Below are 26915 nucleotides of genomic sequence, written 5' to 3'. Positions count from 1 at the left end.
TGGGCCGCCCACCGCGCTGGTGCGTCCCCGTCCAGCTTCCCGGGGCGGTTCGCCGCGCGCCGGTCGTGCGGTGCGCCACCGCGTACGAGGCGTCGCGTAGCCGTACCGCGCCGGGGTCTGGTTCGATGCGGAAGCCGGGGGCCGACACGCCGGGGCCCCACGTTTCAGGGCGGCCGGTGGTGTTGCCGAGGTCCACGCGGTCCTCCGCCAGGTCGGGATCGCGGAGGATCTCCTCGAAAGTCAGGCTGATCGGCCGGGCCGGGCCGGCGGCCGGCTCTCCCCCGCCGAACTCCACGCCCGAGCGCAGCCACTCGAACGACGGCGCGGAGAGCCGCTCGGTCCGGGTCAGCTCCACGTAGTCGCCGGGGGCGAACCAGTCGTGGGCCGGTCGGCCGCCGTCCGCCTCCACGTCGAACGTGTGGTAGTCCCCGATCGGCGCGTTGCCGTACTTGTCCAGCCGGATTCCCAGCGGCGCGACCTGCTGGCTGACGGTGAGCACCCCGTCGGGAAGCGCCACGAGTTCGCCCTCCACACCGGCGTCCCGGAGGATGACACCGTCCGAGGCGCCGCCTGAGGTCCACGCGTCCGGCCTGGCCAGCGCGGCGGCCATCTCGTCGCGGGGGTCCTCCGCCGCCGGCGCCGGCTCCTGGCGCGCCACGCCGATCCGCTCGTCGATGTGGATCGACTCGCTGAGGCCGAGGATCTTGAACCGGGCGTCGCCGATGAACCGCCACGGGTTCGGCCCCGTCACCGTCGCGTCGAGCCAGACGCCGGCCAGGTCGATGCCGGCGGCGGTGATCGAGACGTAGTGGCCGACCCGGGTCGACACCTCGAACGGGCTGAAGCGGACGAGCGCGTCGAATTCCGTACCTCCGGCGATGCCGAAACCGGCGATGTCCGCGGTCAGCTCGAAGTCGGCGCCGAACTGCACGGTGTTCGAGGTCAGCGCGAAGTAGCACTCGAACGACACGTCGAGCACGGGCGGCGCGCCGATCGCCAGCCGCAGCCGCTCGATGGACGGGAACTTCGGCGGCGCGTCGAAGCCGGGGTGGAAGCCGCCGAGCGCGAGCAGGAACGACGGCCGGTCGGTGAAGTCCGCCCGCAGAGCCATGTCGCCGCTGAGCGCGAACGCGGCGATGTGCGAATCGTGCAGGGCGGCGTCGATCGCGACCGTACCGGCGGCGAAGTCCACCACGCCGGCCACGTCCAGGCGCAGCGCGACCAGGTCCAGATCGGCGGTCGGCAGGACCGACGTCACCGAGCCGAGCACCGCCACGATCACCGGATCCGGCAGCGTCACCACGATGCCGAGCTGCGCCTCGACCAGCGTCGGCGTGCCCCAGCCGAGGCGTACGACCGGGCCGAAGACGTACTGCCCGTCGGCCGGCGGGAAGATCGAACGGAGCTGGTCGATGACGTACGGCGCGTCCGCGATCGGGTCGTCGGGGAACAGCACGGCGTCCAGCCCGCCGGACCGCACCGCCGACTCGAGGGCGGCCGTGTCCACCGTACGGTTGACGCCGGCCAGCCCGCCGACGCCGGTGAGGGTGAAGCCGAAGCCGAGCTGGATCGCCGGCACCTGGATGAACAGCGCGAGGAACATCGACCAGCCGTCCACGTCCGGCGCCTTGGTGTCGATGAGCACGACCGCGCTGACGCCGACCTCGAGCAGGCGGAGCTCGATGACCCCGTCGTACCGGCCGGCGTCCGCGTCGAGGTACAGGTACCCGCCGCCGGCCGCGACACCGGCGTCGATGCCCAGCCCGACGCCGTCGGGCGGCCGGAACGCCAGCGCCACGCCGACCGGCCCGAGCCGGACCGCGCCGGGCTCCTCGGGCGGGGTGAGCATCAGGCGCAGGCCCATCCCGGCCACCGCGGCCGACACCGGGCCGATCCTGCCGCCGACCTCGGTGGTGATCTCCAACTGCACCCGGCCGTCCGCGACCGTCAGCGTGAGCGTGAGCCCGGTGACGGTGACCGGGCCGATCGCGACGCTCGTGTCGACCCGGATCGTGAGCCCGGCCGCGCCGTCGATCGACAGGCCGTCGGCCGGGGACCAGCGACCGGCCAGGCGCATGGCCGCGCCCAGCTCCGCGCCGCCCAGGATGGCGGCCAGGAAGGAGTCGGCGTCGCCCGCGCTGACGACCAGGCGGAGGCCGTCGGCCGCGAACTCGGCGGCGAGTTCGGGCGTGCCGCCGCGCAGCCGGTCGGCCGCGATGCCGAACGACGCGGCGGACAGCTCCAGCCGGGTCGCGCCGCCGCCGAGCAGAATCCACGGCCGGGCGGGTCGGCCTTCCACGGTGATCTCCGCCGAGTCGGCGGTGGCGGTCTCGACCGGCTCGGTCCAGTCGGCGCCAGCGCGCAGCGCGGCGACGCCCGCCGCGCCGTTCCCGCGCAGGGTCCAGCCTGGGCCGAGCGCGACGCCGCCCGCGATCCGGTCCAGTCCTTCGGCGTGTAGCGCCAGGCCCGAGGCGGACGCGATCGAGGCGATCGAGGCCAGAAAGCCGGGCACTCCCGGCAGCACGACCTGGACCTCGTCGGCCTCGGCCGACACCGGGTCGGCCGCGAAGTCGTCCTCCTCGTCCACGGACACACGGACCGGGAACGCCGGGCGCGCCCCCGTGATCCCGCGCGCGTCGAGCTGTCGCCGCACCGGAGCGACCAGCACCGCCGGATCGGCCAGCGCGCCGGCCCACGGCCCCGTGCCGGACAGCGCGTCGGCCAGCCGGGCCAGGTCCCACGCGGGGGTGCCGTCCGCGCCCGGACTGATCACGCCGAGCAGGCGGAGCGGCTCGTAGACGGCGCCATGCTCCTCCCGCAGCCAGCGGGCCAGCAGGTATCCGGGCAGCGTACGGGCCAGCCGAGCCCACACCTCGGGCGAGTCGAACGGCCAGTCGAGATCGTCCACCTCCGCCACGTCAGCCAGGTCGTCGATCGCGGCGAACAGCGCGCCGAGATGCGTGACCAGCCCGGCGAGGCGGCCGGCGGCCGGAACCCCGGGATCGTCGAGCGCACGCACGGCGTCGGCGGCCTGTTCCGCGACGGTCGCGAGGGCCGCGAGCCGGGCCGGTACGGCCGGCGGCGGCGCGGGCCCGGTCAGCACGCCCAGCTCGCGGAGCAGCCGGTCGGCTCCCTCGCGGGAGGAGAATGCGTCCGCCAGGGGCGCGAGCAGCGCGGCCAGTTCGTCGCCGACGTTCACGGCGTCACCGACGGGTCCAGCAGGTCGAACTCGGTCAGTACCGCGATGAGCCGGTCACGCTGATGGCTCGCTATCAGCCGCACCTCCAGCGGCCCGTCCGGATGCTGCGTGTGCCCGCGCACACCGTGCAGCAGTTCGTTCATCTCGTCCTGCCAGCCCGGCAGGCAGCCGTCCAGCCAGGCGCGCCCCATGTCGCGGAACTCCCACGGCGGCATGTCCGAGTAGACGTTCGGGCCGCCCAGGATCCCCACGATCTGCGTCCTCATCTCATCGGCTTCCAGAGCTTCGTACACGTTCATCTGGTCACCGCCGTACCGGGCGAAGGCGGCGGAGAGTTTCCGCCAGGCCGCCTCGAGCAGGTAATCGGTGTGCAGGGTGACGGCGCCGACCCGGGACACGCGCTTCCAGCCCGCCGTGTTGCCGGGCGGGCCGTATGTCCGCTTGTTGCGGACCCGATCCGCTTTCGGCACCGCGGGGCCGGGCACCCAGTGGCCCCAGGCGAGGTTGCGGATCCCGTCGCCGACTCTCTGCTCCATGAACGAGGCGCTGCAGTTGACGTCCGCGTTCGACTTCCGCAGATTGCTCGGACGGGGCTCACCGATCAGCTCCTTTCTGGCGCACTGCACGGCCTTGTACTGGTACGGGAAGACGAAGTTCGGGTGATCCAGAACGGTGTCGTATCCGTCCTTGGGCGAGAACACGTCATGTTTGAGCGTGAGCGCGGGGAGTTTGGTCTGGTGGATGGCCGGCAACCGCAGCGGCAGCCGGTCCAGGACTCCTGGCCAGATCAGCTCGAAGGCCGCGCCGTGCTCCCATCCGTTCCGGGTGAAGTGGGCGCGGACGAACCGGGCGGTGTTGCGGATCATCTCCGGGGCGAGCTGCCGGTACGCGTCGAGCAGGTTGAGTTCGGCCTGCACCGCCGCGGCGACGACCGCCTCGACCAGCCGCAGCATGCGCTCCGGCTCGGACGGCCAGTTCTTCCGGCCACCCTTGGGGTTGTCGCCCATCACCGCCCGCAGCGGCAGGTCCGGCTCGATGTCCGGGATCGCCTCCAGCAGACGCGTCACCGCCGTGGTCACGTACGCCTCCGGTTCGACGCCCACCCGGATCAGCGCGCCGGAGGCACTCATCGGGCCGCCGCCGTACCGGATCCGCACCCGGTCGAGGCCGCCCCGGTCGAGCACCCGCGCGACGCCGGCGGCCACGTCAGGCAGCGGGAGGCGGCGCACATCGCAGGCTGGGCCTTCGATCACCAGCCGGGTCACGGCCAGGAACTTCACAAGCTCCTCGGCCTGCCCGGCGCGCTGCGGCGACGCGCCGGCGCCCTGTGCCACGGCTTTGCCGAGACGCGCCGCGGCGCCCTTCTTCTTGGGGTTAGCCATCGCCGGCCTCGATCCACTCGGCCGGACCGACCCCGGGGTTGTCGCGGAGGAAGCGCGTGTAGGCGGTCTGCAGGGAACTGGAGGCGAAGCCGGTGCCGTCCTCGCTGAGCAGGTCGTCGACGGTCGGCCAGCCCTCGCGCGTGCCGTCCAGCAGCCGTTCGGCGAGCCGGGACGGCAGCGGGGCTCCGGTCGCGGCGTCCTCGGCGGCGGCGGCCACCAGCGCCTCGGTGTCCCGCCGTCGCCGCGGCGAGGCGCCGGCCGGGGTCGCCGGGCGCAGGACGCTGGGCTGGGCGAGCGCCGCCTCAACCTGCCCGACCGGGTAGTCCGCGCGCCGCGCCGCCGGGGTGAACAACCGTGAGGGCAGCAGCCCGGTGGCGGCCTCGGGCAGTTCGCGCAGCGCCTGAGCGGCTTCCCGGACGAACGGGCTGGAGACGAACGGCACGGCGGCGCACGCCATCATCAGCGTCAGCTCGAAATCGGTGATCGGCCTGCCCCACCGGTCCCGGCCGGTCTGCCAGGCGTGGATCAGCTCGGCGATGTCGGCCGCGTCGCCCACGAACGGGATGAACCCGGTCGCCACGTCGACCAGGTCGAAGAACAGGCTGTCCATCGCGCCGAAATCGCCCAGCTCGTGGACGGCGGGCGTCAGCGTGTACGTCACGCCCGCGTCCTGGTCCTGCCAGGAGCCCTGCCCGGCGGCGCTGTCGTAGCTCACCCGCGGCACGTCCGCGTCGGCGAACGGATGCTCCCGGCCGGCCTCGAAGAAGTCGAGCACGGCGTCGGGCAGCAGCACGTCCCACAGCTCGCCCGCGTACGCGTGCCAGTCCGCGAGCGGGAACATGTCCGCCCAGGCGAGCACCGGCAGGTGGGCGCTCCACGGCCGGGGCAGCGGATGCGGCGGTCCCGGCTGGGGCGGGGCGTGCTCGACCTCCCAGAACTCGGCGACGTACTGGTGGCCGTTGACGAGCCTGGCGACCGCCGAGGGGTTGCCCCGGGCCGGGGTGTGGTTGCCGCTCGGAAACGAGGCGATGCGCACGCCGCCGGTCGTCCAGACGCTCACCTGGACGCCGCCGTTGAGGTACTCGTTGATCAGCGGGTTCATGTACCGCCCGGTGAAGTAGTGCACGTCGATCGCGTACGCGGCGGTGCCGGAGAGCGGATTCACGGTCAGTTCCAGGACGCACGGGGTGACCGGCGTGGTGATCGGCGAGGCCACCTCGTTCGGGATGGTCCCCTCGCAGACCGGGTAGACCAGCCGTACGCCGTGCGGCAGCGGTTTCACCATCACCTGCGGCGCCAGCGCGGGGTCCACGGTGACCGCGCCGGCCGGGTCCACGCACTCCTCCGGCAGCGGCTCGATCTGGGTCGGGCTCAGCAGTGCCATCGGGTCGATCCGCGAGCCGAGCCCGGGCACCAGCCGGTCGTCCTGCACCCGGAAGATCTCCAGCTGCCACGGCCGGTCCTCCGGCGCGTCGTTGGCGTGGTCGATGGTGATGCCCCGCCCGGCGACCAGGATCACGGTCGGCTTGGTCCGCGCGTCGCCCGGCGCGTAGTCCCAGGCCACGCAGCCGTGCAGGCCGGTGCCGCCGCCGTCGGCGAAGACGACCTCGCGCCAGATGGTGATCACGGTGGCGCCCCAGACGGTGAGCGTGATCCGTTCGTCCGGGTCGCCGGTCGGCGCCGCGGCGGCGAGCGGGTAGGGGGCGGGTTCGGCCTCGTACAGGCCGTGGACGGTGACGACGCCCCGCCAGATCAGCTGGCTGAGCACGTCCAGCCAGGTCGGGGCGGAGCGACCCTGGAAATTCCCGCGTTCCCGCTCCCAGAGCCGGTGCGCCTCACCGCGCGCCTGTAGGTCGGCGAGCAGTCCTGCCCAGATCCGGCGATGCGCCCGGCGCGGCCAGGCGAGCTGCCGGTCGAGCAGGAACCGCAGGCTGGCGGGGCCGGGCTCGTTCCCGGCGTGCGCGACCCGCTCGCCGTACACCTGGCCGAGCAGGAACGCCTCCCGGTCGGCGAGCAGCGCCTCCACGACCGAGGCCAGGTCGCCGGCGGCGCTCCCGAGCCCCGTCTGGTAGGCCGGGTCCAGGATCCACAGCAGGCCGCCGTCCGCCCGCCGGGGCAGCCCGCCGGCCGTCCGCCACGCCTCGCGGCTGGGGAGCGTCGCGGTCAGCGCGTCCACCGCCCGGGCCACCACGTCGTCGACCGCGGCGGCGATCCCGGCCGGCACCGAGCCGTCGGACGTGGACTCCTCGCCGCCGAACAGCCCGAACTCGAACGGGATCGCGTACGAGCCGATCTGGTCGTCGGCGCGGTCGAAGAACGGCAGCACCTCCAGCCAGAGCGTGGGCCCGCTGGACTGCTTCTCGACCGACTCGTACGCCCCGGGCGCCAGTTCGAGCGTGCCCCCGTCGATCGCCTGCCACTCGCCCTCGGCCGAGACTCCCGCGCCGAAGCCCAGGTTGATCGACGTCACCTCGTACCCGAGCAGCAACGCCGCCCGCAGCGCCGGCCGGACCGCGGTCACCAGCGCGCCGTAGACCGGGCCCCCGGCCCACGCGGGGACGCCCCACCACTCCTGCAGCGCGAGTTCGCTGTCGTCCGGCCAGAACATCGACCACCTTCTCCACCTCGGCGGCGATGGTGACGACCGATCACACTAAAGATCGGCGAATGTCCCCGCAAGACCCGATTCCGACCTGCCGTTCAGCGTCGGCGAATCGGCACTCCGGCGTCAGAGCAGGGTGCTCCAGTAGGACCAGAACCGCACCCCGATCGCCGCGATGACGGCCAGGAACCACAGCGTGAGCGGTACCGCGTGATATTCGATGACGCTCTGGGCGGTTCGCAGCCGGCGGAGATTGTGCAGGGTGACGTACCAGAACAGAGGGACGGTGACGGCCCAGACCACCATGCAGTACGGGCACAGCGCGCCGATGACGTAAAGGCTCTGGTAGATCAGCCAGTGCACGAACACGACGCCGAACGTGACGCCGGCCTGGAGCCCCAGCCAGAACCAGCGCGGTAGCGCCGCGCCCGCCAGCAGGGCGACGCCGACCGTGGTCACGATCGCGAAGCCGGCCACGCCCAGCAGCGGGTTGGGGAAGCCGAACGCCTCGGCCTGCGGGGTGTTCATCACCGAACCGCAGGACAGGACGGGGTTGAGGCTGCAGCTCGGCACGTACGCCGGGTCCTTCAGCAGGGCGATCTTCTCTACGGACAGGGTGAACGCGGCCGCCAGGCCCGCCAGTCCGCCGATCGCCAGCAGCCAGGGCAGCAACCGCGGAAACGGATCCCCCGCCTCGGCCTCTTCCGCCTCTTCCGTCAAGGATTCAGCCGGCGAGTGCTGCATCGATGGCCGCCTTGAAGTCGTCCACGGACTGGGGTTCGATCTTTTCGCCGTTGAGGAAGAACGTCGGCGTGCCGGCCACGCCCACGGCCTTGCCGTCCTCGACGTCCTTGTTGATCCGCTCCAGCGTCGCGGGGGCGTTGTAGGCCTTCTCCCAGGCGGTCATGTCCAGGGCCAGGGCCTGGGCGAAGCCGCGGAACACCTCGTCGGCCGGGACCTGCTTCTCGCCCCACTGGTCCTGCGTCTCGTACATGCGCTGGTACATCGCCTCGAACTTGCCCTGCCCGGCGGCGGCCTCGACCGCGCGGGCGGCGCGTTCGCCGTTGAAGTGGCCGGGCAGCGGGAAGTAGCGGGCGACGAAGGTGACCTTGCCGGCGTACTCCTTGCGCAGGTCCTCCACCACGGGGAAGTACGCCCGGCAGGCCTCGCACTCGAAGTCGAGGAACTCCACCAGCGTCACCTTGCCGTCGGCGGCGACCGACAACTTGTGGCTGTCGGCGCGTACGTAACGGGACTCGCCGGCCGCGATGTCGGCCGGCTGGGAGCCGGAGACCCGGTTGACGACGAACACGGCGGCCAGGACGACCGCGAACACGCCGATCACGCTCAGCGAGACGGCGAGGTTCTTCCTGCGCCTGCGGGCGCGCTGCTCCTGCTCGCGCATCTTGGAGATCTTGGCCTTGGCCGTCTGGCCGCGGCCCTGGGTGTCCGGCATTTCGCCTCTTATCGTGAATGCGTGTTCGCGCTGGTCAGGTGACGCCGCGTGCGACAGCGCTCGTTCGCTACGGGACCGGAATCGTTTCTACGTCGTGTAGAAATTCTGTGAATTTCTACCGCATGTCGAGTAAGGACGTCATAAACCGACGCCCTCCCCCGAGCGGTGACGTCCAGGCGGCAGTGGTCCATTTCGTCGGTACGGTCTCCCCCGAGGTCACCGCCGCACTCCGAGCGGCATTGCGTACGCGCGCCTCCGACCCGGACGTGCCGTGACGGCGTGGCTGACGGCAGGAGGACGGTCAGGCGGTGCCGTCGAGGTCCTGGAGGCCGATGACGGACAGGAGCTCCAGTTGCTCGACCGCGGCGGACCCCGGTGCGGCGGTGAACCAGAGCAGCCGCTGCCGGCCGTCCTCGCTGACCAGGGTGAGGCAGTTCAGGTCGAGCACGCCTAGCTCGGCGTGCACGATGCGTTTGCGGTCGCCGCGGCGGACCGCGACGTCCTGCCGCTCCCACAGCCCGGCGAACTCCGCGCTGTAACGCACCAGGTTGTCGACGATGCCGCGGACGTCCGCGTCCCGGCCGCGACGACCCGCGACGGCGCGGAGATCGGCCACGAAGGCCTTGGAGTGGTGTTCGTGCTCCTCCGGCGGGTAGATCCCGCGACTGTCGGGCTCGGTGAACCACCGGTACAGGAAGCTCGCGCGCGGCCCGCCCCCCTGCACCGGGGCACCGAACAGCGCCCGGGCCAGCGCGTTCTGGGCCAGGATGACGTGCAGGTCCGTGATCACCATCGCGGGGGTGCCCGCCAGCCGGTCGAGCAGGCCGAGCATCCCCGGCTGCACGTGCGCGGTGAGGCCGGTCGGCGAGGGCAGCGGCCGCCCGGCCAGGCGAAAGAGGTAGTCGCGCTCGTCATGTGTCAGACGCAGCGCGCGCGAGAGCGCCGCGAGCATCTGCTCGGACGGCTGCGAGGTGCCGCGTTCGAGCTGCGTGTAGTAGTCGGCGGACGCGCCGGCCAGCTGGGCGACCTCGTCCCGGCGCAGCCCGGGCACCCGCCGCCGGGGGCCGGCCGGGATGCCGACGTCCTGTGGACGCACCCGGTCGCGCCTGTTGCGCAGGAAGGCGGCCAAGGCGTCGAGATCCATGCCTCCGAGTATCCGTGACCGGTCGTGTCTGAGACAGGGGTTGTCAACCCCAGGGTAAGCGCCCCCTGGCTCACCGTGACATCCAGCGGCACCCTCGGATCAGAACGTACGGAATCATCCACGGAGGAACATCCCATGCCCAAGGTCGCACTCGTCACCGGTGGGAACCGCGGTCTCGGCCGTGCCGTAGTCGAAGCGTTCGCCGCGGACGGCGTCGACGTCGTGTTCACCTACCGGTCCCACGAGGACGAGGCGAAGCAGGTCGTCGAAGCCGTGATCGCCCTCGGCGGCTCAGCGGAGGCGATCCGGCTCGACATGGCCCGCATCGACACGTTCGCGGAGTTCACCGAGTCGCTGCGCGAGATCCTGCGCCGCCGCTGGGGACGCGACAGCTTCGACATCCTGATCAACAACGCCGGCGCCTCCGGCGACACCACGCTCGGCGCCACCGACGAGGACACGATCGACCAGCTGTTCACCGTGCACTACAAGGGCGTCTACCTGCTGACCCAGGCCCTGGCCACCGCCCCGGAGAACACCTCGCCGCTGCTGGCCGACGGCGGGCGCGTCGTCAACTTCTCGTCCGGGCTGGCCCGCTTCGTCACCGCGCCGTACGCCGTGTACGCCTCGATGAAGGGCGCCGTCGAGGTGCTCACCCGGTACTGGGCCGTCGAGCTGGGCAAGCGCGGCATCACGGTCAACACCATCGCTCCCGGCCCCGTGGCCACGGACTTCGCCGGCGGCTACATCCGGGCCAACGAGGACGTCCAGAAGGCCATGAGCGCCATGACCGCGCTCGGCCGGATCGCCCACGCCGAGGACATCGGCCCGGCCGTGGCCGCGCTGGTCGGCGACCGCACCGGCTGGATCACCGGCCAGCGCATCGAGGCCAGCGGCGGCTTCCGATTCTGACCGCGAACAGCACGCCTCTCGCCATCAGCCGAGCGCTGCCAGTTCCGCCGCTGTGGCCGAACGGAACGTCGGCAGCACGGCGAGGAGTTCGGCCTCGGCCACGTCATGACCTCCCACCTGAACGAGGGCACCGCCCTTGACGATGTCGCGACGCAGGCGATGAAGATCGCACTCACGGTCGAATTACACGCGACCGGGAACGCACGTTCGTGATTGTCCTACTCGGCGTCCCGCCGCCGGACCATTTCGTTGATCCAGATGGGTGCGAACGGAGACGTGCAGCCCGGGGAGGTCGGGTAGTCCTTGAGCACCTCCAGGCGCTCACCGATGTCGAGCGCCCGGGAGCGGTGTTCGGCGTGCTCGATGCCGATCTGAGCCAGGCAGTGGTTCATCGCCCACTGCAGGCGTTGCGGGGCGTCCTTCATCTCCGCCTCGATGACGTCGAGCAGTCCTTCGAGGTCGAGGCCCTCGGGCCTCTTCGCCACGCGTTCGGTGGTCAGCGCCCAGCCCGCACTCGCGACCACGGGATCCGGATCGGCCGACCACGCCGGGCGCAGCTCCTCGGCGTGCGGGTTCTTCTTGACCACGTAGTTCACGAGCCAGTCGTGCACCTTGGGCGTACGCGACTCGCGCAGCATGCCGTCCAGCTCGTCACGCTTGAACGCCTTCGGACGGCAGATCAGGATCGCCAGGAGTTTCGCCGCCGTGTCATCCGTCTCCCAGAGCCGGTACGCGAGTTCCTGCTGCGTCTTCAACCGCTTCGCGAGCGCGCGCAGGTGGCTGAGATTCACACCGTGATCGTCACCGTGTCTCTCGTTCACCTCGCGTGCCTTCGGATCCTCGAGCTCGGCCAGCTCGGCCATCACCTCGGTCAGCGTCGTCTCGGCCACCTCAGACTCCCGTCCCTCACGTGCGAGATGCAGCCTACGACGGAAGTCCGTCTCCTGTCCGTACGGCCGGCGGCGCGGGAACGGAGCGAACATCGCTCTCGATGACGGCGCCCCCGCGCGCCCGCCGTGACCTCATCCGCCGATCTGGTCCGCGTAGTCGCGGGCGAACTGGGCGAACGTCCTGCCCGGACGGCCGGTCACGTCGGTGTACGTGGGCGTGGTGTAGTCGCCCCAGCCCGCGTCGTAGGCGGTCATGTACTCCTTGGTGACGGCCGCGTCCCACTCCTTCAGTCCGGCCTCCAGCAGCATGGGGTACGCGTCGTCCGGGCTGATCGGCTGGTAGGTGAGCGGCCTGCCGTACACCTCGGAAAGGGTGTCCGTCATGTCGCGGAGCCGGATTCTTTCCGGGCCCGTGAGCGTGTAGATCTCGCCCTGGTGGGGCGTGGGGTCGCGGAGGACGAGGGCCGCGAAGTCGGCGATGTCGCGGACGTCGATCATGCCGATCCGGCCCTCGCCCGGAGCGCCGTAGAAGGTGTCGCCGTTGACCGAGCCGAGAATGTTCTGCATGAAGTTCGCCGGCCGGATGACGGTCCAGCCGAGGCCCGAGCCCGCGAGCTCCAGGTCCGACAGCACGTGCAGCCGGCCGTTGCGGGTCGGTGCGTCGTGCCCCGCGCCGATGGCCGACATGCGGACGATGTGCCGCACACCCGCCTTCTTGGCCGCCCAGAGCGCGTTGCTGCTGGCGTGCGCGGAGTCCGGGCCCATGGCGTTCAGCAGCCACACCGCGTCCACGCCCTTGAACGCCTGGTCCAGCGTCTCCGGATGGTGGAGGTCGCCGACCGCCACCTCGGCACCGGACGGCGCCTTGGCCCGGTCGCGGACCAGCACTCGCAGGTCGGCCGTGCCCTCCAGCGAGCGCAGGACCTCTTTGGAGACGGTGCCGTTGGCACCGGTGATCAGGATGGTCATCGCAGTGTGCCCTCTTCCATGGAGACGAGTTCATCGATCAGGGCGAAGAAGGCTTGGATTCTGGGCAGATTGCCGCCCTTGGTGCGGGATGCCGCGTAGTCGGCCGACGAGCGCCACTCCACGATGTCCAGCCATTCGCCGTCGGACAGCTGGACCAGCTTGGCGCCCAGGAAGCCCTCCCGGTCGGCCTGGAAGTCCGCGATCATCCCGCCACGGGCGGCCAAGAGGTCCGTCGTGCGCTCGGGAGACACACGGAATCTGGTGATTTCCACTGTCGTAGTCACACCGACGACGATATAGTAAGAATCAGTGATGGTCAAAATTAGTGACTAAATCGGAGGCGTACGGTGCGGAGGAGCGAGCGCAAGCGGCAGGTGCCCGACCTGGGGATCCTGTCCAGCCGGACGCTGTTCAGCCTGCAGAAGGAGCTGTTCTCCCGGCTGGCCGAGATGGGGCATCCCCAGGTCAGGCCGAGGCACGGGGCCGTGCTGGCCTACCTGGACGTGGAGGGCAGCCGGGCCTCCGACCTGGCCGCGCAGTCGGGCCAGCACAAGCAGGTGATCGGCACCCTGGTGGACGAGTTAGTGGCGCTCGGGTACGTGGAACGGCAGCCGGATCCCGCCGACCGCAGGGCCAAGCTGATCGTGCCCACCGAACTGGGCCTCGATCACATGGTGAAGTCGGACGCCGTCCTCGTGGAGATCGAGGCGGAGCACGCGCGGGTGGCGGGCGAGGAGGCGTACGCGGAGTTCAAGCGGGTCTTCAAGCTGGTCGCCGAACGCCAGACCAGGACGCAATAACGCAAGACGGACGGTGTTCAACATGACCGTCGCGTACCGTCCGAGCGTGATCAAGCATGGCCAACGCCGTGGACCTGGGCACTCTCCCCCTCTGATCCGTGTCAGCGGCCGCGTCAGCACGGCGACGGCCCGATATCAGAGCGCTCCGCGATCGTGAATGCCATGAACGGATCAGCGATCGCGGCCTCGGGGCTGCGGAAGGCGTACAAAGACAAGATCGTGCTGGACGGCATCGACCTGGACGTGCGGACGGGCACGATCTTCGCCCTGCTCGGGCCCAACGGCGCCGGCAAGACGACGACGGTGAACGTGCTGACCACGCTGCTGGCGCCGGACGCCGGCAAGGTGGTCGTCGCCGGGCACGACGTGACCACGGAGACCAAGGCGGTACGCGCGGCGATCGGGGTCACCGGGCAGTTCGCCTCGGTGGACGACCTGCTCACCGGCGAGGAGAACCTGCTGATGATGGCGGATCTCCTGCACCTGCCCAAGGCGGAGGGCAGACGGATCGCCGCCCGGCTGCTCGCCCGGTTCGACCTGGGGGAAGCGGCGGGCAAGCTGGCGTCGTCCTACTCCGGCGGCATGCGCCGCAAGCTGGACCTCGCCATGACCCTGGTCGGCCAGCCGAAGATCATTTTCCTGGACGAGCCGACGACGGGGCTCGATCCGCGTAGCCGCCGCATCATGTGGGAGATCATCCGGGAGCTGGTCGCCGGCGGTATGACGATCTTCCTCACCACCCAGTATCTGGAGGAGGCCGACGAACTGGCCGACCGCATCGCCGTACTCGATCAGGGGCGGCTGGTCGCCGAGGGGACCGCCGACGAGCTCAAGCGGCGGGTTCCCGGCAGCCATGTGCGGCTGCGGTTCGCCGGGCGGCCCGAACTCGACGTGGCGGCACGGGTCCTGGCCGAGTCCACCAGGGACGACGAGGAGCTGACCTTGCGTGTTCCCGGCGACGGCGGGGTGCGGTCGCTGCGCGCGCTGCTGGATCGGCTCGACGCGCATTCCATCGACGTCGAGGAACTGTCGGTGCACACCCCGGATCTGGATGACGTCTTCCTCGCTCTCACCGGTCACGGCAACAAGGAGGTCAGCGCACGATGAATGCCATCTCTGCTTCTCTGACGGATTCCGCGACCATGTTGCGGCGTAACTTCCGGCACACGACGAGGAATCCGCTGGCGCTGTTCAACGGCGTGTTCATGCCGATCTTCCTGATGTTCCTGATGGTGTATGTCCTCGGTGGCGCGTTCAGCGTCGGCGTCAACTACGCCGATTACGCGACGCCGGGGCTGCTCCTGACGACCATCTGCTACGGGGTCGGCCCCACCGCGGTCGCGGTGAGTTCCGACATGGCGACCGGGTTCATCAACCGGCTTCGCGTCATGCACGTGTCGCGGGCGGCGGTGTTGAACGCGCACGTGATCGCGACGGTGTTGCGCAGTCTGGTGGCCATCGCGATCGTCATCGGGGTCGCGTTCCTGATGGGATTCCGGCCGTCGGCGAGTTTCGCGCAGTGGCTCGGCGCGATCGGCATCATCGTGCTGACGGCGTTGGCGATCGCCTGGCTGACCGTCGCGTCCGGTCTCGCGGCGAAGACGCCGGAGAACGCGGGTTTCGCCGCCGTCCCGCTGATGCTCCTTCCCTTCTTGAGCAGCGCGTTCGTCCCGGCCGACAAGATGGGGCCGGGGGCGCGGCAGTTCGCGGAGTACCAGCCGTTCACCTCGATCATCGAAGCCCTGCGCGGGCTGCTGACCGGCGCGCCGTCGGCGGGTTCGGCCGTCACGGCGATCGCCTGGTGCGTCGGGCTCTCCCTGATCGGCTACCTGTGGGCGCGCAGGTCGTTCACGAAGCGAGCGTGATCTCGGCCAGCTCGCGCCAGTCCCGCTCCCGGCCGGCTCGGATCGCCTCGGTGAACACCGTTTCACCGAGGCGATCCTTCGTGTCGGCGGCGATCCTGGACGCGTCCGGCTGGGAACGATCCTGGGTGCCGCGTACGCCGTCGCTGGCCGCGAGCAGTCGCACGGCCTGCTCGTACTGCCCCTGGCGTAGCGCGAGATCGGCGATCCCGATCAGCACGTCGGCGATCGCCGGTGGATACGCGTGCTCCATGACCGCGTGGAGCGCCTCGGTGCGGTGCGCGCGGGCCTGTTCCAGGTCGTCGGTGAGGTAGCCGTACAGGTCCATGGTCTTGGCACGGACGAAGTGGGCGATTTCCGCGTTGACCGGCATCGTCTCCCGCACCGTGGCCAGGTGCTCGCGCGCCTGGTCCGGTTCGCCGCGCCAGCGCGCCAGCTGCGCCTTGGACAGCGCGAGTTCGGCGAGCACGTCCGGCGAGGCGATCCCGCCCGCGTACCGCTGCGCCTCCGCCATGGCGGACCCGCTCGATCGCTCGTCGCCGAGCAGCCAGTACAGCTGGGCCTGCCGCGCCCGCAGGACGACCACGTCCTCGGTCGCGCCCACCTCGGTCAGCGCCGTGACCGCCTCTTCGCAGTGCTCGCACGCGCGGGCGAACTCACCGCGCGCGGCGAGCCGATCGGCCAGGGAGGCCAGCGCCAGCGAGATCCCCCACCGGTCGCCCAGCGTGCGGAACTCGGCGAGGGCGATCTCGATGTCGGCGTCCACGTCGGTCTCGTCGCCGCCGAGCGTGAGCCGGAAGCGGCCGCGGCTGAGCCTGGCCTGCGCGCGCACCCAGGGATCGTCGCCGGCGATGAGCGGGTCGAACGCGGGCAGGAAGTCGGTCGGCTCCCGCAGCATCCGCTCCAGCGGAGCGACGAACCCGAGCAGCGGGTTCCGATACCCGCTGTGCTGGGTGAGCCGGTACGCCTCGCGGATCCACTTCTGCGCCCGGTACTGATCGCCGCCGGGACCGGAGGACACGAAGACCGTCACGATCGCGTACGCCATCGCCCGCACCTCACCCGACACCTCGCCGGGCAGCGACGCCGCCGCGATGCTCAGGTCGGTGCCCTCGGCCCGGCGCCCGCTGAGGAACCAGTACCAGCCCACGGCCCCGACCAGGCGCATCGCCTCCTCGGCCCAGCCCTCGGCGATCGCCCCGCGCAGGGCCACCATGATGTTGTCGTGCTCGGCCCCGAGCGTGGACAGCCACTCCAGCTGCTCGGCGCGGCGCAGGCACGGATCGGCCGTCTCGGCCAGCTCGGTGAAGTAGGCGAGGTGCGCCCGGCGCGCCGGCTCGGTCTCCCCGGCTTCGGCGAGCCGCTGCGCCGCGTACTCCCTGATGGTGTCGAGCATGCGGTAGCGGGGCGTGCCCTCGCCGTCGGCGAGCAGCAGCGACTTCTCGATCAACGCGGTGAGCACGTCGAACACCTGCTCCCCCGCGACAACCCCGTCCCCGCAGACCCGTTCGGCCGCTTCCAGGCTGGCCCCGCCGGAGAACACCGAGAGCCGCCGCAGCACGCCGCGTTCGGTCTCGGTGAGCAGGTCCCAGCTCCAGTCCACGACCGCGCGCAGCGTCCTGTGCCGGGCCAGCGCCGTACGGCTGCCGCCGGTCAGCAGGCGGAACCGGTCATCGAGCCGGTGCGCCAGCTGGTCGACGGACATGGTGCGCAGCCGGGCCGCGGCCAGTTCGATCGCCAGCGGGATCCCGTCGAGCGCGCGGCAGATCCGCTCCATGGCCGCCAGGATGTGCGCGTCGGAGCCGATGTCCTTGCGTACCAGATCCGCGCGGTCCCGCAGCAGCCGTACCGCGGGCGAGGATCCGACGTCGGCGGGGTCCGCTCCCTTCGCGGGCAGCGCGAGCGGCTCGACCTGCCACAGCACCTCCCCGGTGATGCCGAGCGGTTCCCTGCTCGTGGCCAGGACGCGCAGCCTGCGGCATTCGCCCAGGAGCCGGTCCGCGAACTCGGCGGCCGCCTCGATCACGTGCTCGCAGTTGTCCAGGACCAGCAGGATCGTGCGTTCCCTGACGGCGGCGACGAGCCGATCCATCGGTTCGCCGCCCCGCGCGCCCCCGAGCAGGGCCTGGTCACGCAGGCCGATCGCGGTGAGGGCGGCCTGCGCCAGGTCGCCGCCTGCCCGTACCGAGGCGAGTTCGACCAGCCACGCCCCGTCCGGCAGTTCGGCGAGCATCGTGCGGGCGGTCTCCGTGGCCAGTCTGGTCTTGCCGGAGCCGCCCGGCCCCGTCAAGGTGACCAGCCGGTGCCTGACGGCCAGAGCGGCGACGGCGGCGACGTCGTCGGCCTTGCCGACGAAGCTCGTCAGCTCGGCGCGGAGGTTCGTCCTGGTGTTCTCGGCGCGTTCGCCCAGTTCGCCCCGGAGCAGCGCGGTGTGCAGGGCGGAGAGTTCCGCCGACGGGTCGGCGCCCAGTTCCTCGGCGAGCCGTTCGCGCGTCCGCTGGTACACGGTCAGCGCCTCGTTGCCCCGCCCCGCCTCGGCGAGGGCGCGCATCAGGGCGGCGACGAAGCCTTCACGCAGCGGGTACGTGGCGACCAAACCGGTCAGTTCGGAGACCAGCTCCGAGCCACGGCCGAGGCGGACATCCGCGTCGACCCGGTCCCCGAGCGCGGAGACGTACAGTTCGTCCAGGCGGGTGACCGCGGCGTCGAACACGTCGCTGTCCCGCAGGGCGATGTCGGCCATGGCCGTACCGCGCCACAGGGCCAGGGCCGAGCGGAGCAGATCCGCCCGCGCGGCCGGTTCGGCGGCGCGGGCCTGGCCGACCAGATGCTCGAACCGGCTCGCGTCCACGGCGTCGGGAGCCACGGCCAGCCGGTATCCGCCGGAATCCGCCTCGATCACACCGTCCGGCAGCACCCGGCGCAGCCTGGACACCAGCGCCTGCAAGGCGTTCACTTCGTCGGCGGGCGGCCGTTCCCCCCAGATCCAGTCCACCAGCCGCGTACGCGTGACGATCCTGCCGGGTTCCAGGGCGAGCGCGGCCAGCAGTGCGCGCAGCCGGACCCCGGGCACCTCCACCACGGCCCCATCGTGGTTCCTGACCTCGAACGGCCCAAGCAATCCGACTCGCACATCGGCAATTGTGCCGAACCGCGGCGACAACCGACCAACCGCCACCGCGCGCCCACCCTTATCGGCGCTGGTGAGTCCTGCTGTGGTGGGATCATCGGTCACGTTCCGAAATGCTACGCCGAATCGCGATATGTCGCGACCTGGGTCACGCGTCCCAGGCGACCGGGAGGCTCTTCACCCCGAACACGTCCGCCGTCTCCGGGCGCAGAGCGACCTCGTCCGCCGGTACGGCCAGGCGCAGCGTCGGAAAACGCCTGACCAGCGCCGGGAACGCGACCCGCATCTCGACCCGGGCCAGCTGCTGGCCCAGGCACTGGTGGATACCGTGGCCGAAGGCCAGATGCCCGCCGTCCTGCCTCCGGATGTCGAGCACGTGAGGGTCGGAGAAGCGCTCCGGGTCGCGGTTGGCGGTGTGGTAGGACAGGATGACCGTCGAACCGGCCTCAATGATCGTGCCGCCCAGCTCGACGTCCTCCAGCGCCGTCCTCATGAAGGTCTTGGCGACGCTCAGATACCGCAGCAGCTCCTCCACGGCCTGGTCGGCCAGCGCGGGATCGGCGCGCAGCGCGGCCAGCTGCGCCGGGTTGCGCAGCAGCGCGAAGGTGCCCAGCGCCAGCGTGTTCGCTGTGGTGTCGAACCCGGCCGCCAGCAGAATCAGGCTCATCCCCTTGAGCTCCTCATCGGTCAGATCGCTGTCCGTGAGGTCGCTGAGCACGTCGTCGGTGGGGTCGGCGCGCTTGGTGGCCACCAGTTCGGCCAGGTAGTGCTGGGTCGCGGTGTAGGCCGCGATCTGGTCCTCGTCGCTCGCCTCCCCGCTGAGGAACGTCTCGATCTGCTCCTGGAAGGAACCCCGGTCCTCGTACGGCACCCCCAGCAGCTCACAGATCACGATGGCGGGGATGGGCTTGGCGAACGCGGTCACCAGGTCCGCCGGAGGACCGGCCTTCGCCATGGCGTCCAGGTGGTCGGCGGTGATCTGCTCGATGCGCTCGGTGAGCAGCCGCATCCGCCGTGCGGTGAACTTCCCCACCAGCGGTTTCCGATAGCGACTGTGCTGCGGCTCGTCCATGAGAAGGAACTCGCCGGGCGGCGCCGGAGGGATCTCGAAACCGGCGAGGTCGATGGACGGGTGGCGCATCAGCTCCTTGCGCGAGCTGAACCGCGAATCGGCCAGCACCGCCTTGACCAGGTCGTACCCGGTGACCAGCCAGCCGGGATGTCCGCCGGGGAAGGGGTAGCGGCTGATGGGGCCGTGCCGGCGGGCGTCGATCAGCTCCGCCGGCGGGTCGAAGGGGCAGCCGGGCTGACGCGCGGCCGGCATCGCGGTGACGGTGTGTTCCATGGTCATGAAATCACGATCGCCGACCGCTCTGACACCGGACCGTCGCCACCCTGACGCGGCCGCTGACACGACCTCGCGGAAACCGGTTCGCGGGGAGTGGGGGTGGCGGGGTACGGTCGTGCTTGGCGGTTTCCGGCCGCCTCTGGGTCCGCGGGCAGAGCTGCAAGCTCACCGGTCAGCGAAGTAGACCACGGCAGGTCTTTCCCGCCCGATGTCGCGGACCCCGGGCGCCGAGGAAAGGACTGCCTTGTCCGATCAGTCACGCGCGCTTCCCGACCGGCCGAGTCTCCGCTACCTGAAGCTGGAGGCGAAACGCCGCCTCTCCGCCGGGGAGTTCGCCACACTTCAGCTGGCCCAGCTGGCCATCGCCCGCGAGCACGGGCTGCCCAGCTGGACCGCGCTCAAGGAACAGATCGAGGCCGCGGGCCCGGCCAGCCATGCCCTCACGCAGGTGCGGTGGGTGATGTCCCGCTTCGCGGCGGCCGACACCCCCGGATGGACTCCGCCAGACGAGGAGGAACTGCGCGGGCACTTCGACGACGACTACCTGAGCCTTCTCCCACCGGGCCGGCTGTCCGGCCTGCTCGGCTCGGTGGCCGGGCAGCTGCGCGAGGACCTCGTCGACGTACGGGCCGAGCCGCGGCGGCTGCGGGCGCGGGTGGCCGGCCTGCGGGTCGAGGCGGCGACCGGGGGCGAGCCGCCGTACCGGCTGAGGGAGCTGCGGTTCTATCCGCTGGAGACGAAGGTCGCGGATCCCCGCCTGGAGGCGCCGGAGACGCGTGCCTCCGGTGTGGTGCCGGCGGAGGCGGACTCGGTGGCCGCGGAGTCGTTCGCCGAGCTGGGTCTCGTCGGGCTCATGCTGGCGGGCGGGAACGGTGACGGCTCGGTGTGGGTGACCGCGCGGGGCTGGGCGGACCTCGACCAGGGGGACGTGCTGCTGCCCGATCACCGGTTTCCGGCGTACTCGATCACTCAGCTGGTCACGGCGACCGCCGTCCTGCGGCTGGTCGCGGACGGGCTCGTACGGCTCGACGCGCCCGCGAACGCGTACCTGCGCACCATCAGGCTGGCCGACGACGACGTCACCGTGCGGCACCTCCTGTCCCATGCCGGCGGCGTCGACAGCCCCGCGTCGATGTTCGCCGGTCGCGTGCCCGAGCTGGTCTCGGTCACCGGTCCGGCCGCGTCGTGCAACGGCCGGCGTGGCACGTTCGGGTACGGCTACGGCGAGTACGCCATGCTCGGACAGCTGATCGCCGACGTCACCGGTACGCGGTACGAGGACGCGGCCACCAGCATGGTGCTCCGGCCGCTCGGGATGACGGCCTCGTGGTTCCCGCGCGGCCGTCCGGTCAGCAGGGTGGTCATGGGCCACCACCTCACCGACGAGGGAGTGTTCGAACGCGCACCGGCGCGGCTCTCCGTCGCGCCCGCGTCGGGCGGTCTGTGGACCGCGGCGGCCGATCTCGTCCGATTCGGCCTGGGCTGGTCCTCGCTGCTGCCCGGCGCGCTCGCCCGCGAGGCGCTTCAACCGCAGGCCGAGTTCCCCGGGGGCGCGGCGGGTCTCGGCTGGATGCTCGTGCCTCCCAAGGACGTCGCCGGGCATCCCGGCGCCGGCCCCGGCTTCTCCGCGTCCCTGGTCATCCGGCCGGGCACCGGCCAGACCTGGGTCATCCTCACCAACCGGCGGGTCCTGGTCGAACCCATCAACGAACGCCTGATCCGACCCCTCACCTGACCATCCGTGCCCTCGCGGAGGGAACCTTCACGGCAGCGTCGTCCAGGCGACCTGGCCGCCGATGATCGTCAGGACGCTTTCCGTGTCCATCAACGCCGGCCCGGTCACCTGGAAGACGTCCTGGCTCAGGACCGCGATGTCGGCCAGGTACCCCTCCGCGATGACGCCCTTCTCGTGATCGGTGCCTTCGGCCCGCGCCCCGCCCGTCGTGTAGGCGCGCAGGGCGTCCTCCATCCGTACGGCCTCGCTCATCCTGGTCGGATGCACGAGGGCACCGAACATCGACAGGTACGGGTTGAGCGGCCCGTCGGAGCCGATCCCGACCGGCACGCCCGCCTCGACCAGCGAGCGCAGCGGCGAGATCCGGTGCCCGGTGCCGATCAGGTCGGTGTAGATGGCCGTCACCAGGAAGTGGGACGGGTTCGCGACGACCATGGCCCCGAGGCGGCTCAGGGCGTGGATGTCCTCGGGTAACGCGCCGTCGCCGTGCTCGACGCGCATCCGGCGCGCCGCCCAGTCGACCTGGCCGCCGGTGCGTTCCAGGGCGCCGATGACGGTGCGGACCGTCTCGGTGCCGACCGCGTGCAGCAGGACCTGATCGTCGGCCACGACGCTCTCCCGGAGCATCTCGTCGACTTCGGCCGCGGGGAAGTTCTGGAAGCCGCTGACGTCACGTCCCGGGTAGGGGTGGCCGAAGTCGGCGGTCAGCTCCAGCGGTGTGCCGTCGATGATCCACTTCCGTCCTGACCGGGTGGCGCGCGGGCCGGCCGCGCGAGCGAGCGCGGCCCGGTCGGCGATGGACGGGATGCGGTCGCGGGAGTCGGGGTTGGCCGCGGGGAAGTCGATGACGCGGATGCGCAGGGGCACCGCCGCGGCGGCGACCATCTCCAGGTAGCGCTCGGGCGGCGTCCAGGACATGTTCTGCACCGTCGTGATCCCGTAACGCAGGCAGTCGTCGGAGAAGGCGCGGACGGCGGCCGCTCCCTCCTCGATCGTGGTCATCGCGGCGAGAGTGCGTTGCGGACGCCACTGCGCGTACTCGATCACGCGCCCGTTCAGCCGGCCGGAGTCGTCACGCTCCCAGAAACCGCCCAGCACGTCGGGTACGGACTCGTCGATGCCGAGCGCCGCCAGCGCGGCCGAATTGAAGACGTTCAGGTGGTTCGTCATCCCGAGCAGGGCGACGGGCCAGTCACCGGCGACCCGGTCGAGGTGGTCGCGGTCGAGTCGTGGTTCGGCGCTCAGGGTCAGGCCCAGCGTTCCGAGAAGCCAGGTGGGGGCGGTGGTCCCGGCCCGGGCTGCGGCGATGGCGTCGTCCAGGTCGTCGAGCGACGGATCGAGGGCCTGCGCCACCTGCGCGTCGGTGGACAGGCGTACGCCGACAGGGTCGGGGGTGTGGTGCAGGTGCGCGTCGTTCAGTCCCGGGACGACCAGCCGTCCGCCGACGTCGATCAGGTGCGCGTCCGGGAAGCGGTCACGGACCTCCGCCTCGGTTCCGACGCCGACGATCCTCTCGCCCCGGAAGGCCAGGGCCCCGGCCCAAGGGAGGGCCGGGTCGGCGGTGAACACCCGGGCGTTGGCGATGATCGTGACCCCGTCGCCGGGGGCCGGGACGTCTCGGGACGGGTTGGCGGAGCGGCGGAGATCATTGGCCACGGCGGCGGTGATCGCGGCCCGCGTCTCGTCCTCCGCCGATTCCGATCCGGACACCACGTCCAACACGACCGCATGCGTCGCCCGCGCGGAGCACGTCCACAGCAGCGGGTGGGTCAACGGGCGGGGATCGGTGGAGCCGCCGCGCGCCCGGTCGTACTCGGCCAGCATGGTGAGGAACTGTTCGGGATCGGCCGTACACGCGCAGGCGTCCGTCTGGTGGAGTGCGGCGCTCATGCGAGGAAGGACAGGAACGCCGGGTCGTCGACGACATAACGCCACGTGCCGTCGGGCTGCCGCCGGGCGACCTCGATGGTCGGCGCGACGAGGTCGGAGCCGTCGGGGTTGACCCCGCCCACGGTGGCGATGTTGGAGTAGACGGCGATGTCGCCGACCTCGTGGATCCGGGCGAGCTTCAGTTCGATCGTCGCGCCGGCCGCGCGCAGCGCCCGCAGCGCGGCGGCGATCTCGGTACGGCCACGGGCCTCCTGGCCCGGCGCCGGCGCGAAGAGCGCGTCGTCCTCGTAGAGTTCGGCCAGCGTGTCGGTGTCGCCGTCGCGGAACAGGCGCACGAAGTGCTCGCCCAACTCCTGGGCCGAGTGCGCGATCGGGATGGTCATCGGGGGTCCTCTCGGTCGGTTGAGGAGACCGTAAGCCGCCGCGTACGCGACCCTTCAGACGATGTCCGCACGCGGTTGCGACGATTCCGGAACTCGGGCCGCACGCCAGTCGCGGGGCGTCAGCCCGTACCGGCGCTTGAACGCGCGGGTGAAGGTCGCGACGTCGGAGAACCCGGAGGCGTAGGCGGTCCCGGCGATGCCGCGATCCGTAGTCGCGAGGGTCTTCAACGCGTGGCTCAGCCGGGCGTTCCGGATGTACGCCGCAGGAGAGGGCAGCCCGGCCTGCGCGAAGACGGCCGCGACATACCTGACCGATACGGCGAAACGCTCGGCCAGTGTCGCCGGGGTCAGGCCGGGGTCGGTCAGGCGGTCGTGGACGTGGGTGAGCATCGCCTGACGGAGCACGTGGGGCGGCGACGGCCGTGGGGAGAGGTCGAGGACGGCCCCGATCACCGTGTCGACGAGGTCCAGCACGAGGGATCCCATCGCCAGACGCTCCCCCCGGCCCATGTCGTCGGTCACCCAGAGCGTCTCGTTCAGGAACGCGGCGAGCATGTGCGCCGACGCGACGCGCTGGCTGATGGCGGCGGCGAGCACGGGTTCGAGCGTCCGGCCCTGATGGCGGAGCCGGTCGGCTGGGATTCGTACCGTGACACAGTCGGTGGCGGTCGCGCATTCCAGCGTGAACGGGCGGCGGGCGTCGTACAGGACCAGTTCGCCCGCGCGGGGGCTGGCGGCCCGGTCGCTCTGCGCCACGTGGAACGCGCCGCTTCGTTGCAGGGTGACGAAGAGGACCGGCTCCGCGTCGTCGCGGGCGAGGCGTTCGGTGCGGAGCATCCGGCTCGGCCGCGCCGCGATGTGTGCGGCGCTCACCCCCGACCCGAGCGGTACGGCGTCGACGGACGCCCGGAACCCCGCCGCGCTCGCCCGCACCTCGAAGGGGGCGAACGCGGTCCGCGCCATCCGCTCCCACTCCTCGGCGCTCTCCGCGATGATCACCGCCATTCCCGGAGGCTACTGCGCGTGCGTTTCGTCCCCGTTTCAGGCGAGATGCCGGTCAGGTGACGGGTGAGCCCGGGTTGAAGGCAGGACGACGATTACCAGAGGTCAGTCGCGTACCGACGCGAGAGAGAGCAGGGCGGTGTCCACAGCGGCGATGAGGCGGCGGGGGTCGGAGTCGGCTTTCACGATCACCTGGAGTCCTTCGAGGAGCATGGTGAGCATCGCCGCGGCGGCGGGGAGGTCGAGCGCGGAGGAGAGTTCGCCCTGCCGGGCCGCCGCTCGCAGGCCTTGCAGGAAGCCGTCCTCCACGAGGGACAGGACACCTCGCACGCTACGCGGTGCAGACCAGTTCGATCAACACCGACATGAACCCGGATTCGGGGCCGTTCGCCGACGTGCAGCGTTCGATGAACGCCCTGGGACGGTACGGCCGGCCCGAGGAGATGGCCGCCGCCATCGCGTTCCTCGCCGGGCCCGAGGCCAGCTTCGTGACCGGCGCCACGCTGGACGTCGACGGCGGCTTCAACGCCTGACACTCCTTCTCCGGTTCCACGGAGATGTGAGAGGACATTGCGCGGAGGAAGCCGGGAGCGTCGAAGATCTCGCCGGCGGAGGCGACACCGCGCCTCCCTGGCCAACCTGGCACTGGCCACCGCGGGCTGCCTGTCCGGCGAAGAGGCCCTGTCCCATCTCTCCTGACTCTGCGAAGGGCTCCTGAAAAGCGCTTTCAACCGAAGGGTTGACGGATGGGCCGCCCGCGGTCTACGGTTCTTTCAACCGATAAGTTGAAAGTTGAGGCGATGGCCACGGATGAACTGTCCCGAGTCTTCGCCGCTCTCGCGGATCCGACCAGGCGCGACATCGTGGCCCGGCTCTCCGAGGGCGACGCGACCGTGAGCCAGCTGGCGGAGCCGTACCAGATGACGCTGCAGGCGATCTACAAGCATCTGCGGGTGCTTGAGGAGGCCGGGCTCGTCAGCCGGCCGCCGGGGCCGCAGCCGCGGTCCGTCCGTCTGGAGGTCCAGGCCCTGGACCTGATGGACATCTGGATCGAGCGCCACCGGGACCGCGTCGAGCAGCGCAACCGCCGGCTCGACGCCGTCCTGTCCACGATGAAGGAGAACGAACATGACCAAAGAAACACGCATCGAAGCTGACCCGAAGCTTCCGATCATCCGGATGACCCGTGACTTCGCGGCGACACCCGAGCAGCTGTTCCGCGCCCACACCGACCCGGCGCTGTTCGCCCAGTGGGTGGGCCCCGACGCCACGGCCACCCGGATCGAGCACTGGGACGCCCGCACCGGCGGCAGCTGGCGCTACGTCTCCGCCCACGACGGCGCCGAGTACGGCTTCCGCGGCTGCTTCCACGAGATAGGCCCGGACCGAATCGTGCAGACCTTCACCTTCGAGGGCGATCCCGACGGAGTCGCCCTGGAGACCCTGTGGTTCGAAGACCTCGGCGACGGCCGTACGCGTCTGCGGACGCAGTCACTGGTCGACACCTTCGAAGGCCGGGACGCGTGGCTGCGCAGCGGCATGGAGATCGGCGTGAACGAGGGATACGCCAAGCTGGAAAGGATGTGCACCGATGGCACTCTCTGACCTCCCCGCCGAGCGGCACCGCCAGATCGCCGGCCTGTTCACGGACCGAGTCCGCGCCACCCGGTCCTGGGACGTGCCCTCCCCCGTCCCGGCCTGGACCGCCCGCGACGTCGTACGCCACCTGACCGAATGGCTCCCCGGCTTCCTCGCCTCCGGCGCCGACATCGACCTGCCCCGCGGACCGTCAGTGGACGAGGACCCGGTCGCCGCCTGGCAGATCCACTGCGACGCCGTCCAAGCCCTTCTGGACGATCCCGAGACAACACACCGCAAACTCGCCAACCCTCACACCGGCACCCTGCCCCTGGCGACCGCGATCGACCAGTTCTACACCGCCGACGTCTTCATGCACACCTGGGACCTCTCCCGGGCAACCGCCCAGAACGACCGACTGGACCCCGACTTCTGCGCCCACCTCCTCGCCGGAATGCAGCAGATAGAACCCCTCCTCCGCTCCTCCGGCCAGTACGGCCCCCGCGTCGAGGTCCCCGCCACCGCCGACACCCAGACCCAACTCCTGGGCTTCATCGGCCGAAACCCCTTCTGGTCCCCACCCACCCCCCGGTGACCACCGCCAACGCTCACCCACCAACCTGGGCCCCATTC

At 71.1% G+C, this 26915-nt stretch carries 24 protein-coding genes; 9 read left to right on the top strand and 15 right to left on the bottom strand.

All coding sequences use genetic code 11. The features are described from left to right. From Aph01nite_RS05005 to Aph01nite_RS04980, 6 genes are all read right to left on the bottom strand, one after another. The coding region (locus Aph01nite_RS05005; protein WP_204039534.1) for a DUF6603 domain-containing protein at window positions 1-3199 on the bottom strand (3199 nt) is incomplete at its 3' end. Further along, on the bottom strand, window positions 3196-4581 hold the full coding sequence (locus Aph01nite_RS05000) for a hypothetical protein (protein ID WP_204039533.1): 1386 nt from the start codon (window positions 4579-4581) through the stop codon (window positions 3196-3198). The genes Aph01nite_RS05000 and Aph01nite_RS05005, both read right to left, overlap by 4 nt. After that, window positions 4574-7189: a hypothetical protein gene (locus Aph01nite_RS04995; RefSeq protein ID WP_204039532.1), complete on the bottom strand. Its 2616-nt coding sequence runs from the start codon at window positions 7187-7189 to the stop codon at window positions 4574-4576. Before Aph01nite_RS04995 ends, Aph01nite_RS05000 begins: the two co-directional genes overlap by 8 nt. A gap of 120 nt (window positions 7190-7309) precedes the next feature. Further along, complete coding sequence (locus Aph01nite_RS04990; RefSeq protein ID WP_239161401.1) at window positions 7310-7903, bottom strand: vitamin K epoxide reductase family protein; 594 nt, start codon at window positions 7901-7903, stop codon at window positions 7310-7312. A gap of 4 nt (window positions 7904-7907) precedes the next feature. Continuing rightward, window positions 7908-8639 (bottom strand): DsbA family protein, encoded by a 732-nt coding sequence (locus Aph01nite_RS04985; RefSeq protein ID WP_239161400.1) that lies wholly within the window; start codon window positions 8637-8639, stop codon window positions 7908-7910. Between the two features lie 301 nt (window positions 8640-8940). Continuing rightward, the gene (locus Aph01nite_RS04980; RefSeq protein ID WP_204039530.1) at window positions 8941-9783 is read right to left on the bottom strand and encodes a helix-turn-helix domain-containing protein; all 843 of its coding nucleotides are present in this window, start codon (window positions 9781-9783) and stop codon (window positions 8941-8943) included. A gap of 135 nt (window positions 9784-9918) precedes the next feature. Between Aph01nite_RS04980 and Aph01nite_RS04975 the strand changes: the two genes are divergently transcribed. Continuing rightward, entirely contained in the window at window positions 9919-10695 is a 777-nt protein-coding gene (locus Aph01nite_RS04975) for an SDR family NAD(P)-dependent oxidoreductase (protein WP_204039529.1), read from the top strand. A gap of 218 nt (window positions 10696-10913) precedes the next feature. Here Aph01nite_RS04975 and Aph01nite_RS04970 read toward each other — a convergent pair whose 3' ends face one another. From Aph01nite_RS04970 to Aph01nite_RS04960, 3 genes are all read right to left on the bottom strand, one after another. Continuing rightward, complete coding sequence (locus tag Aph01nite_RS04970; protein WP_204039546.1) at window positions 10914-11558, bottom strand: DNA alkylation repair protein; 645 nt, start codon at window positions 11556-11558, stop codon at window positions 10914-10916. Window positions 11559-11717: 159 nt separating this feature from the next. Then, window positions 11718-12554, bottom strand: a complete 837-nt coding sequence (locus tag Aph01nite_RS04965) for an NAD(P)H-binding protein (protein ID WP_204039528.1) — start codon at window positions 12552-12554, stop codon at window positions 11718-11720. Next, window positions 12551-12838 (bottom strand): antibiotic biosynthesis monooxygenase, encoded by a 288-nt coding sequence (locus Aph01nite_RS04960; protein ID WP_204039527.1) that lies wholly within the window; start codon window positions 12836-12838, stop codon window positions 12551-12553. Before Aph01nite_RS04960 ends, Aph01nite_RS04965 begins: the two co-directional genes overlap by 4 nt. Before the next feature lie 63 nt (window positions 12839-12901). On the opposite strand from Aph01nite_RS04960, the gene Aph01nite_RS04955 reads away from it, so the two are divergent. The 3 genes from Aph01nite_RS04955 to Aph01nite_RS04945 all read left to right on the top strand — a co-directional run bounded on the left by Aph01nite_RS04955 (window position 12902) and on the right by Aph01nite_RS04945 (window position 15219). After that, window positions 12902-13354: a MarR family winged helix-turn-helix transcriptional regulator gene (locus Aph01nite_RS04955; protein ID WP_204039526.1), complete on the top strand. Its 453-nt coding sequence runs from the start codon at window positions 12902-12904 to the stop codon at window positions 13352-13354. Window positions 13355-13516: 162 nt separating this feature from the next. Further along, a complete protein-coding gene (locus tag Aph01nite_RS04950; RefSeq protein WP_204039525.1) occupies window positions 13517-14461 on the top strand; it encodes an ATP-binding cassette domain-containing protein in 945 nt (314 codons plus the stop codon). A 35-nt stretch (window positions 14462-14496) separates the two neighbouring features. Next, a complete protein-coding gene (locus tag Aph01nite_RS04945) occupies window positions 14497-15219 on the top strand; it encodes an ABC transporter permease (protein WP_204039524.1) in 723 nt (240 codons plus the stop codon). On the opposite strand, the gene Aph01nite_RS04940 is transcribed toward Aph01nite_RS04945, so the two are convergent. Then, window positions 15203-18349, bottom strand: a complete 3147-nt coding sequence (locus Aph01nite_RS04940; RefSeq protein ID WP_239161398.1) for an AfsR/SARP family transcriptional regulator — start codon at window positions 18347-18349, stop codon at window positions 15203-15205. The genes Aph01nite_RS04945 and Aph01nite_RS04940 overlap by 17 nt on opposite strands. A gap of 145 nt (window positions 18350-18494) precedes the next feature. Then, complete coding sequence (locus Aph01nite_RS04935) at window positions 18495-19691, bottom strand: cytochrome P450 (RefSeq protein ID WP_204039544.1); 1197 nt, start codon at window positions 19689-19691, stop codon at window positions 18495-18497. Between the two features lie 247 nt (window positions 19692-19938). On the opposite strand from Aph01nite_RS04935, the gene Aph01nite_RS04930 reads away from it, so the two are divergent. Next, complete coding sequence (locus Aph01nite_RS04930) at window positions 19939-21429, top strand: serine hydrolase domain-containing protein (protein ID WP_204039523.1); 1491 nt, start codon at window positions 19939-19941, stop codon at window positions 21427-21429. Window positions 21430-21456: 27 nt separating this feature from the next. Here the strand turns inward: Aph01nite_RS04930 and Aph01nite_RS04925 are convergent, their stop codons facing one another. The 4 genes from Aph01nite_RS04925 to Aph01nite_RS04910 form a co-directional block, all read right to left on the bottom strand. Continuing rightward, the gene (locus tag Aph01nite_RS04925) at window positions 21457-23319 is read right to left on the bottom strand and encodes an amidohydrolase (protein ID WP_204039522.1); all 1863 of its coding nucleotides are present in this window, start codon (window positions 23317-23319) and stop codon (window positions 21457-21459) included. Further along, window positions 23316-23702, bottom strand: coding sequence for a YybH family protein (locus Aph01nite_RS04920; protein WP_204039521.1), 387 nt, complete (start codon window positions 23700-23702; stop codon window positions 23316-23318). Before Aph01nite_RS04920 ends, Aph01nite_RS04925 begins: the two co-directional genes overlap by 4 nt. A 54-nt stretch (window positions 23703-23756) precedes the next feature. Beyond that, window positions 23757-24707 carry a helix-turn-helix domain-containing protein gene (locus tag Aph01nite_RS04915; RefSeq protein ID WP_204039520.1) on the bottom strand — a complete coding sequence of 317 codons (951 nt, stop codon included), beginning with the start codon at window positions 24705-24707 and terminating at the stop codon, window positions 23757-23759. 102 nt (window positions 24708-24809) lie between these two features. Next, window positions 24810-25034, bottom strand: a complete 225-nt coding sequence (locus Aph01nite_RS04910; protein ID WP_204039519.1) for a hypothetical protein — start codon at window positions 25032-25034, stop codon at window positions 24810-24812. An 8-nt stretch (window positions 25035-25042) separates the two neighbouring features. Between Aph01nite_RS04910 and Aph01nite_RS04905 the strand changes: the two genes are divergently transcribed. The 4 genes from Aph01nite_RS04905 (at window position 25043) to Aph01nite_RS04890 (ending at window position 26877) form a co-directional block, all read left to right on the top strand. Further along, entirely contained in the window at window positions 25043-25237 is a 195-nt protein-coding gene (locus Aph01nite_RS04905) for an SDR family oxidoreductase (protein ID WP_275418529.1), read from the top strand. A gap of 267 nt (window positions 25238-25504) precedes the next feature. Further along, window positions 25505-25861 (top strand): metalloregulator ArsR/SmtB family transcription factor, encoded by a 357-nt coding sequence (locus tag Aph01nite_RS04900; RefSeq protein ID WP_204039518.1) that lies wholly within the window; start codon window positions 25505-25507, stop codon window positions 25859-25861. Further along, window positions 25833-26309: an SRPBCC family protein gene (locus Aph01nite_RS04895; RefSeq protein ID WP_204039517.1), complete on the top strand. Its 477-nt coding sequence runs from the start codon at window positions 25833-25835 to the stop codon at window positions 26307-26309. Before Aph01nite_RS04900 ends, Aph01nite_RS04895 begins: the two co-directional genes overlap by 29 nt. Continuing rightward, entirely contained in the window at window positions 26296-26877 is a 582-nt protein-coding gene (locus Aph01nite_RS04890) for a maleylpyruvate isomerase family mycothiol-dependent enzyme (protein ID WP_204039516.1), read from the top strand. Before Aph01nite_RS04895 ends, Aph01nite_RS04890 begins: the two co-directional genes overlap by 14 nt. The last annotated feature ends 38 nt before the right edge of the window (window positions 26878-26915 follow it).

Source organism: Acrocarpospora phusangensis (assembly GCF_016862995.1).
In the GTDB taxonomy this organism is placed as follows: domain Bacteria; phylum Actinomycetota; class Actinomycetes; order Streptosporangiales; family Streptosporangiaceae; genus Acrocarpospora; species Acrocarpospora phusangensis.
Note: the sequence above shows the minus strand (reverse complement) of the source record. Positions and strands in the feature narration are given on the sequence as shown.

What these genes read in the sequence shown, in the direction of transcription:
- Aph01nite_RS05000 (WP_204039533.1), bottom strand. Translation starts at nt 4,581, where the DNA reads ATGGCTAACCCCAAGAAGAAGGGCGCCGCGGCGCGTCTCGGCAAAGCC.
- Aph01nite_RS04995 (WP_204039532.1), bottom strand. Translation starts at nt 7,189, where the DNA reads ATGTTCTGGCCGGACGACAGCGAACTCGCGCTGCAGGAGTGGTGGGGC.
- Aph01nite_RS04985 (WP_239161400.1), bottom strand. Translation starts at nt 8,639, where the DNA reads ATGCCGGACACCCAGGGCCGCGGCCAGACGGCCAAGGCCAAGATCTCC.
- Aph01nite_RS04980 (WP_204039530.1), bottom strand. Translation starts at nt 9,783, where the DNA reads ATGGATCTCGACGCCTTGGCCGCCTTCCTGCGCAACAGGCGCGACCGG.
- Aph01nite_RS04975 (WP_204039529.1), top strand. Translation starts at nt 9,919, where the DNA reads ATGCCCAAGGTCGCACTCGTCACCGGTGGGAACCGCGGTCTCGGCCGT.
- Aph01nite_RS04970 (WP_204039546.1), bottom strand. Translation starts at nt 11,558, where the DNA reads ATGGCCGAGCTGGCCGAGCTCGAGGATCCGAAGGCACGCGAGGTGAAC.
- Aph01nite_RS04965 (WP_204039528.1), bottom strand. Translation starts at nt 12,554, where the DNA reads ATGACCATCCTGATCACCGGTGCCAACGGCACCGTCTCCAAAGAGGTC.
- Aph01nite_RS04950 (WP_204039525.1), top strand. Translation starts at nt 13,517, where the DNA reads ATGAACGGATCAGCGATCGCGGCCTCGGGGCTGCGGAAGGCGTACAAA.
- Aph01nite_RS04945 (WP_204039524.1), top strand. Translation starts at nt 14,497, where the DNA reads ATGTTGCGGCGTAACTTCCGGCACACGACGAGGAATCCGCTGGCGCTG.
- Aph01nite_RS04935 (WP_204039544.1), bottom strand. Translation starts at nt 19,691, where the DNA reads ATGGAACACACCGTCACCGCGATGCCGGCCGCGCGTCAGCCCGGCTGC.
- Aph01nite_RS04925 (WP_204039522.1), bottom strand. Translation starts at nt 23,319, where the DNA reads ATGAGCGCCGCACTCCACCAGACGGACGCCTGCGCGTGTACGGCCGAT.
- Aph01nite_RS04920 (WP_204039521.1), bottom strand. Translation starts at nt 23,702, where the DNA reads ATGACCATCCCGATCGCGCACTCGGCCCAGGAGTTGGGCGAGCACTTC.
- Aph01nite_RS04915 (WP_204039520.1), bottom strand. Translation starts at nt 24,707, where the DNA reads ATGGCGGTGATCATCGCGGAGAGCGCCGAGGAGTGGGAGCGGATGGCG.
- Aph01nite_RS04900 (WP_204039518.1), top strand. Translation starts at nt 25,505, where the DNA reads ATGGCCACGGATGAACTGTCCCGAGTCTTCGCCGCTCTCGCGGATCCG.
- Aph01nite_RS04895 (WP_204039517.1), top strand. Translation starts at nt 25,833, where the DNA reads ATGACCAAAGAAACACGCATCGAAGCTGACCCGAAGCTTCCGATCATC.
- Aph01nite_RS04890 (WP_204039516.1), top strand. Translation starts at nt 26,296, where the DNA reads ATGGCACTCTCTGACCTCCCCGCCGAGCGGCACCGCCAGATCGCCGGC.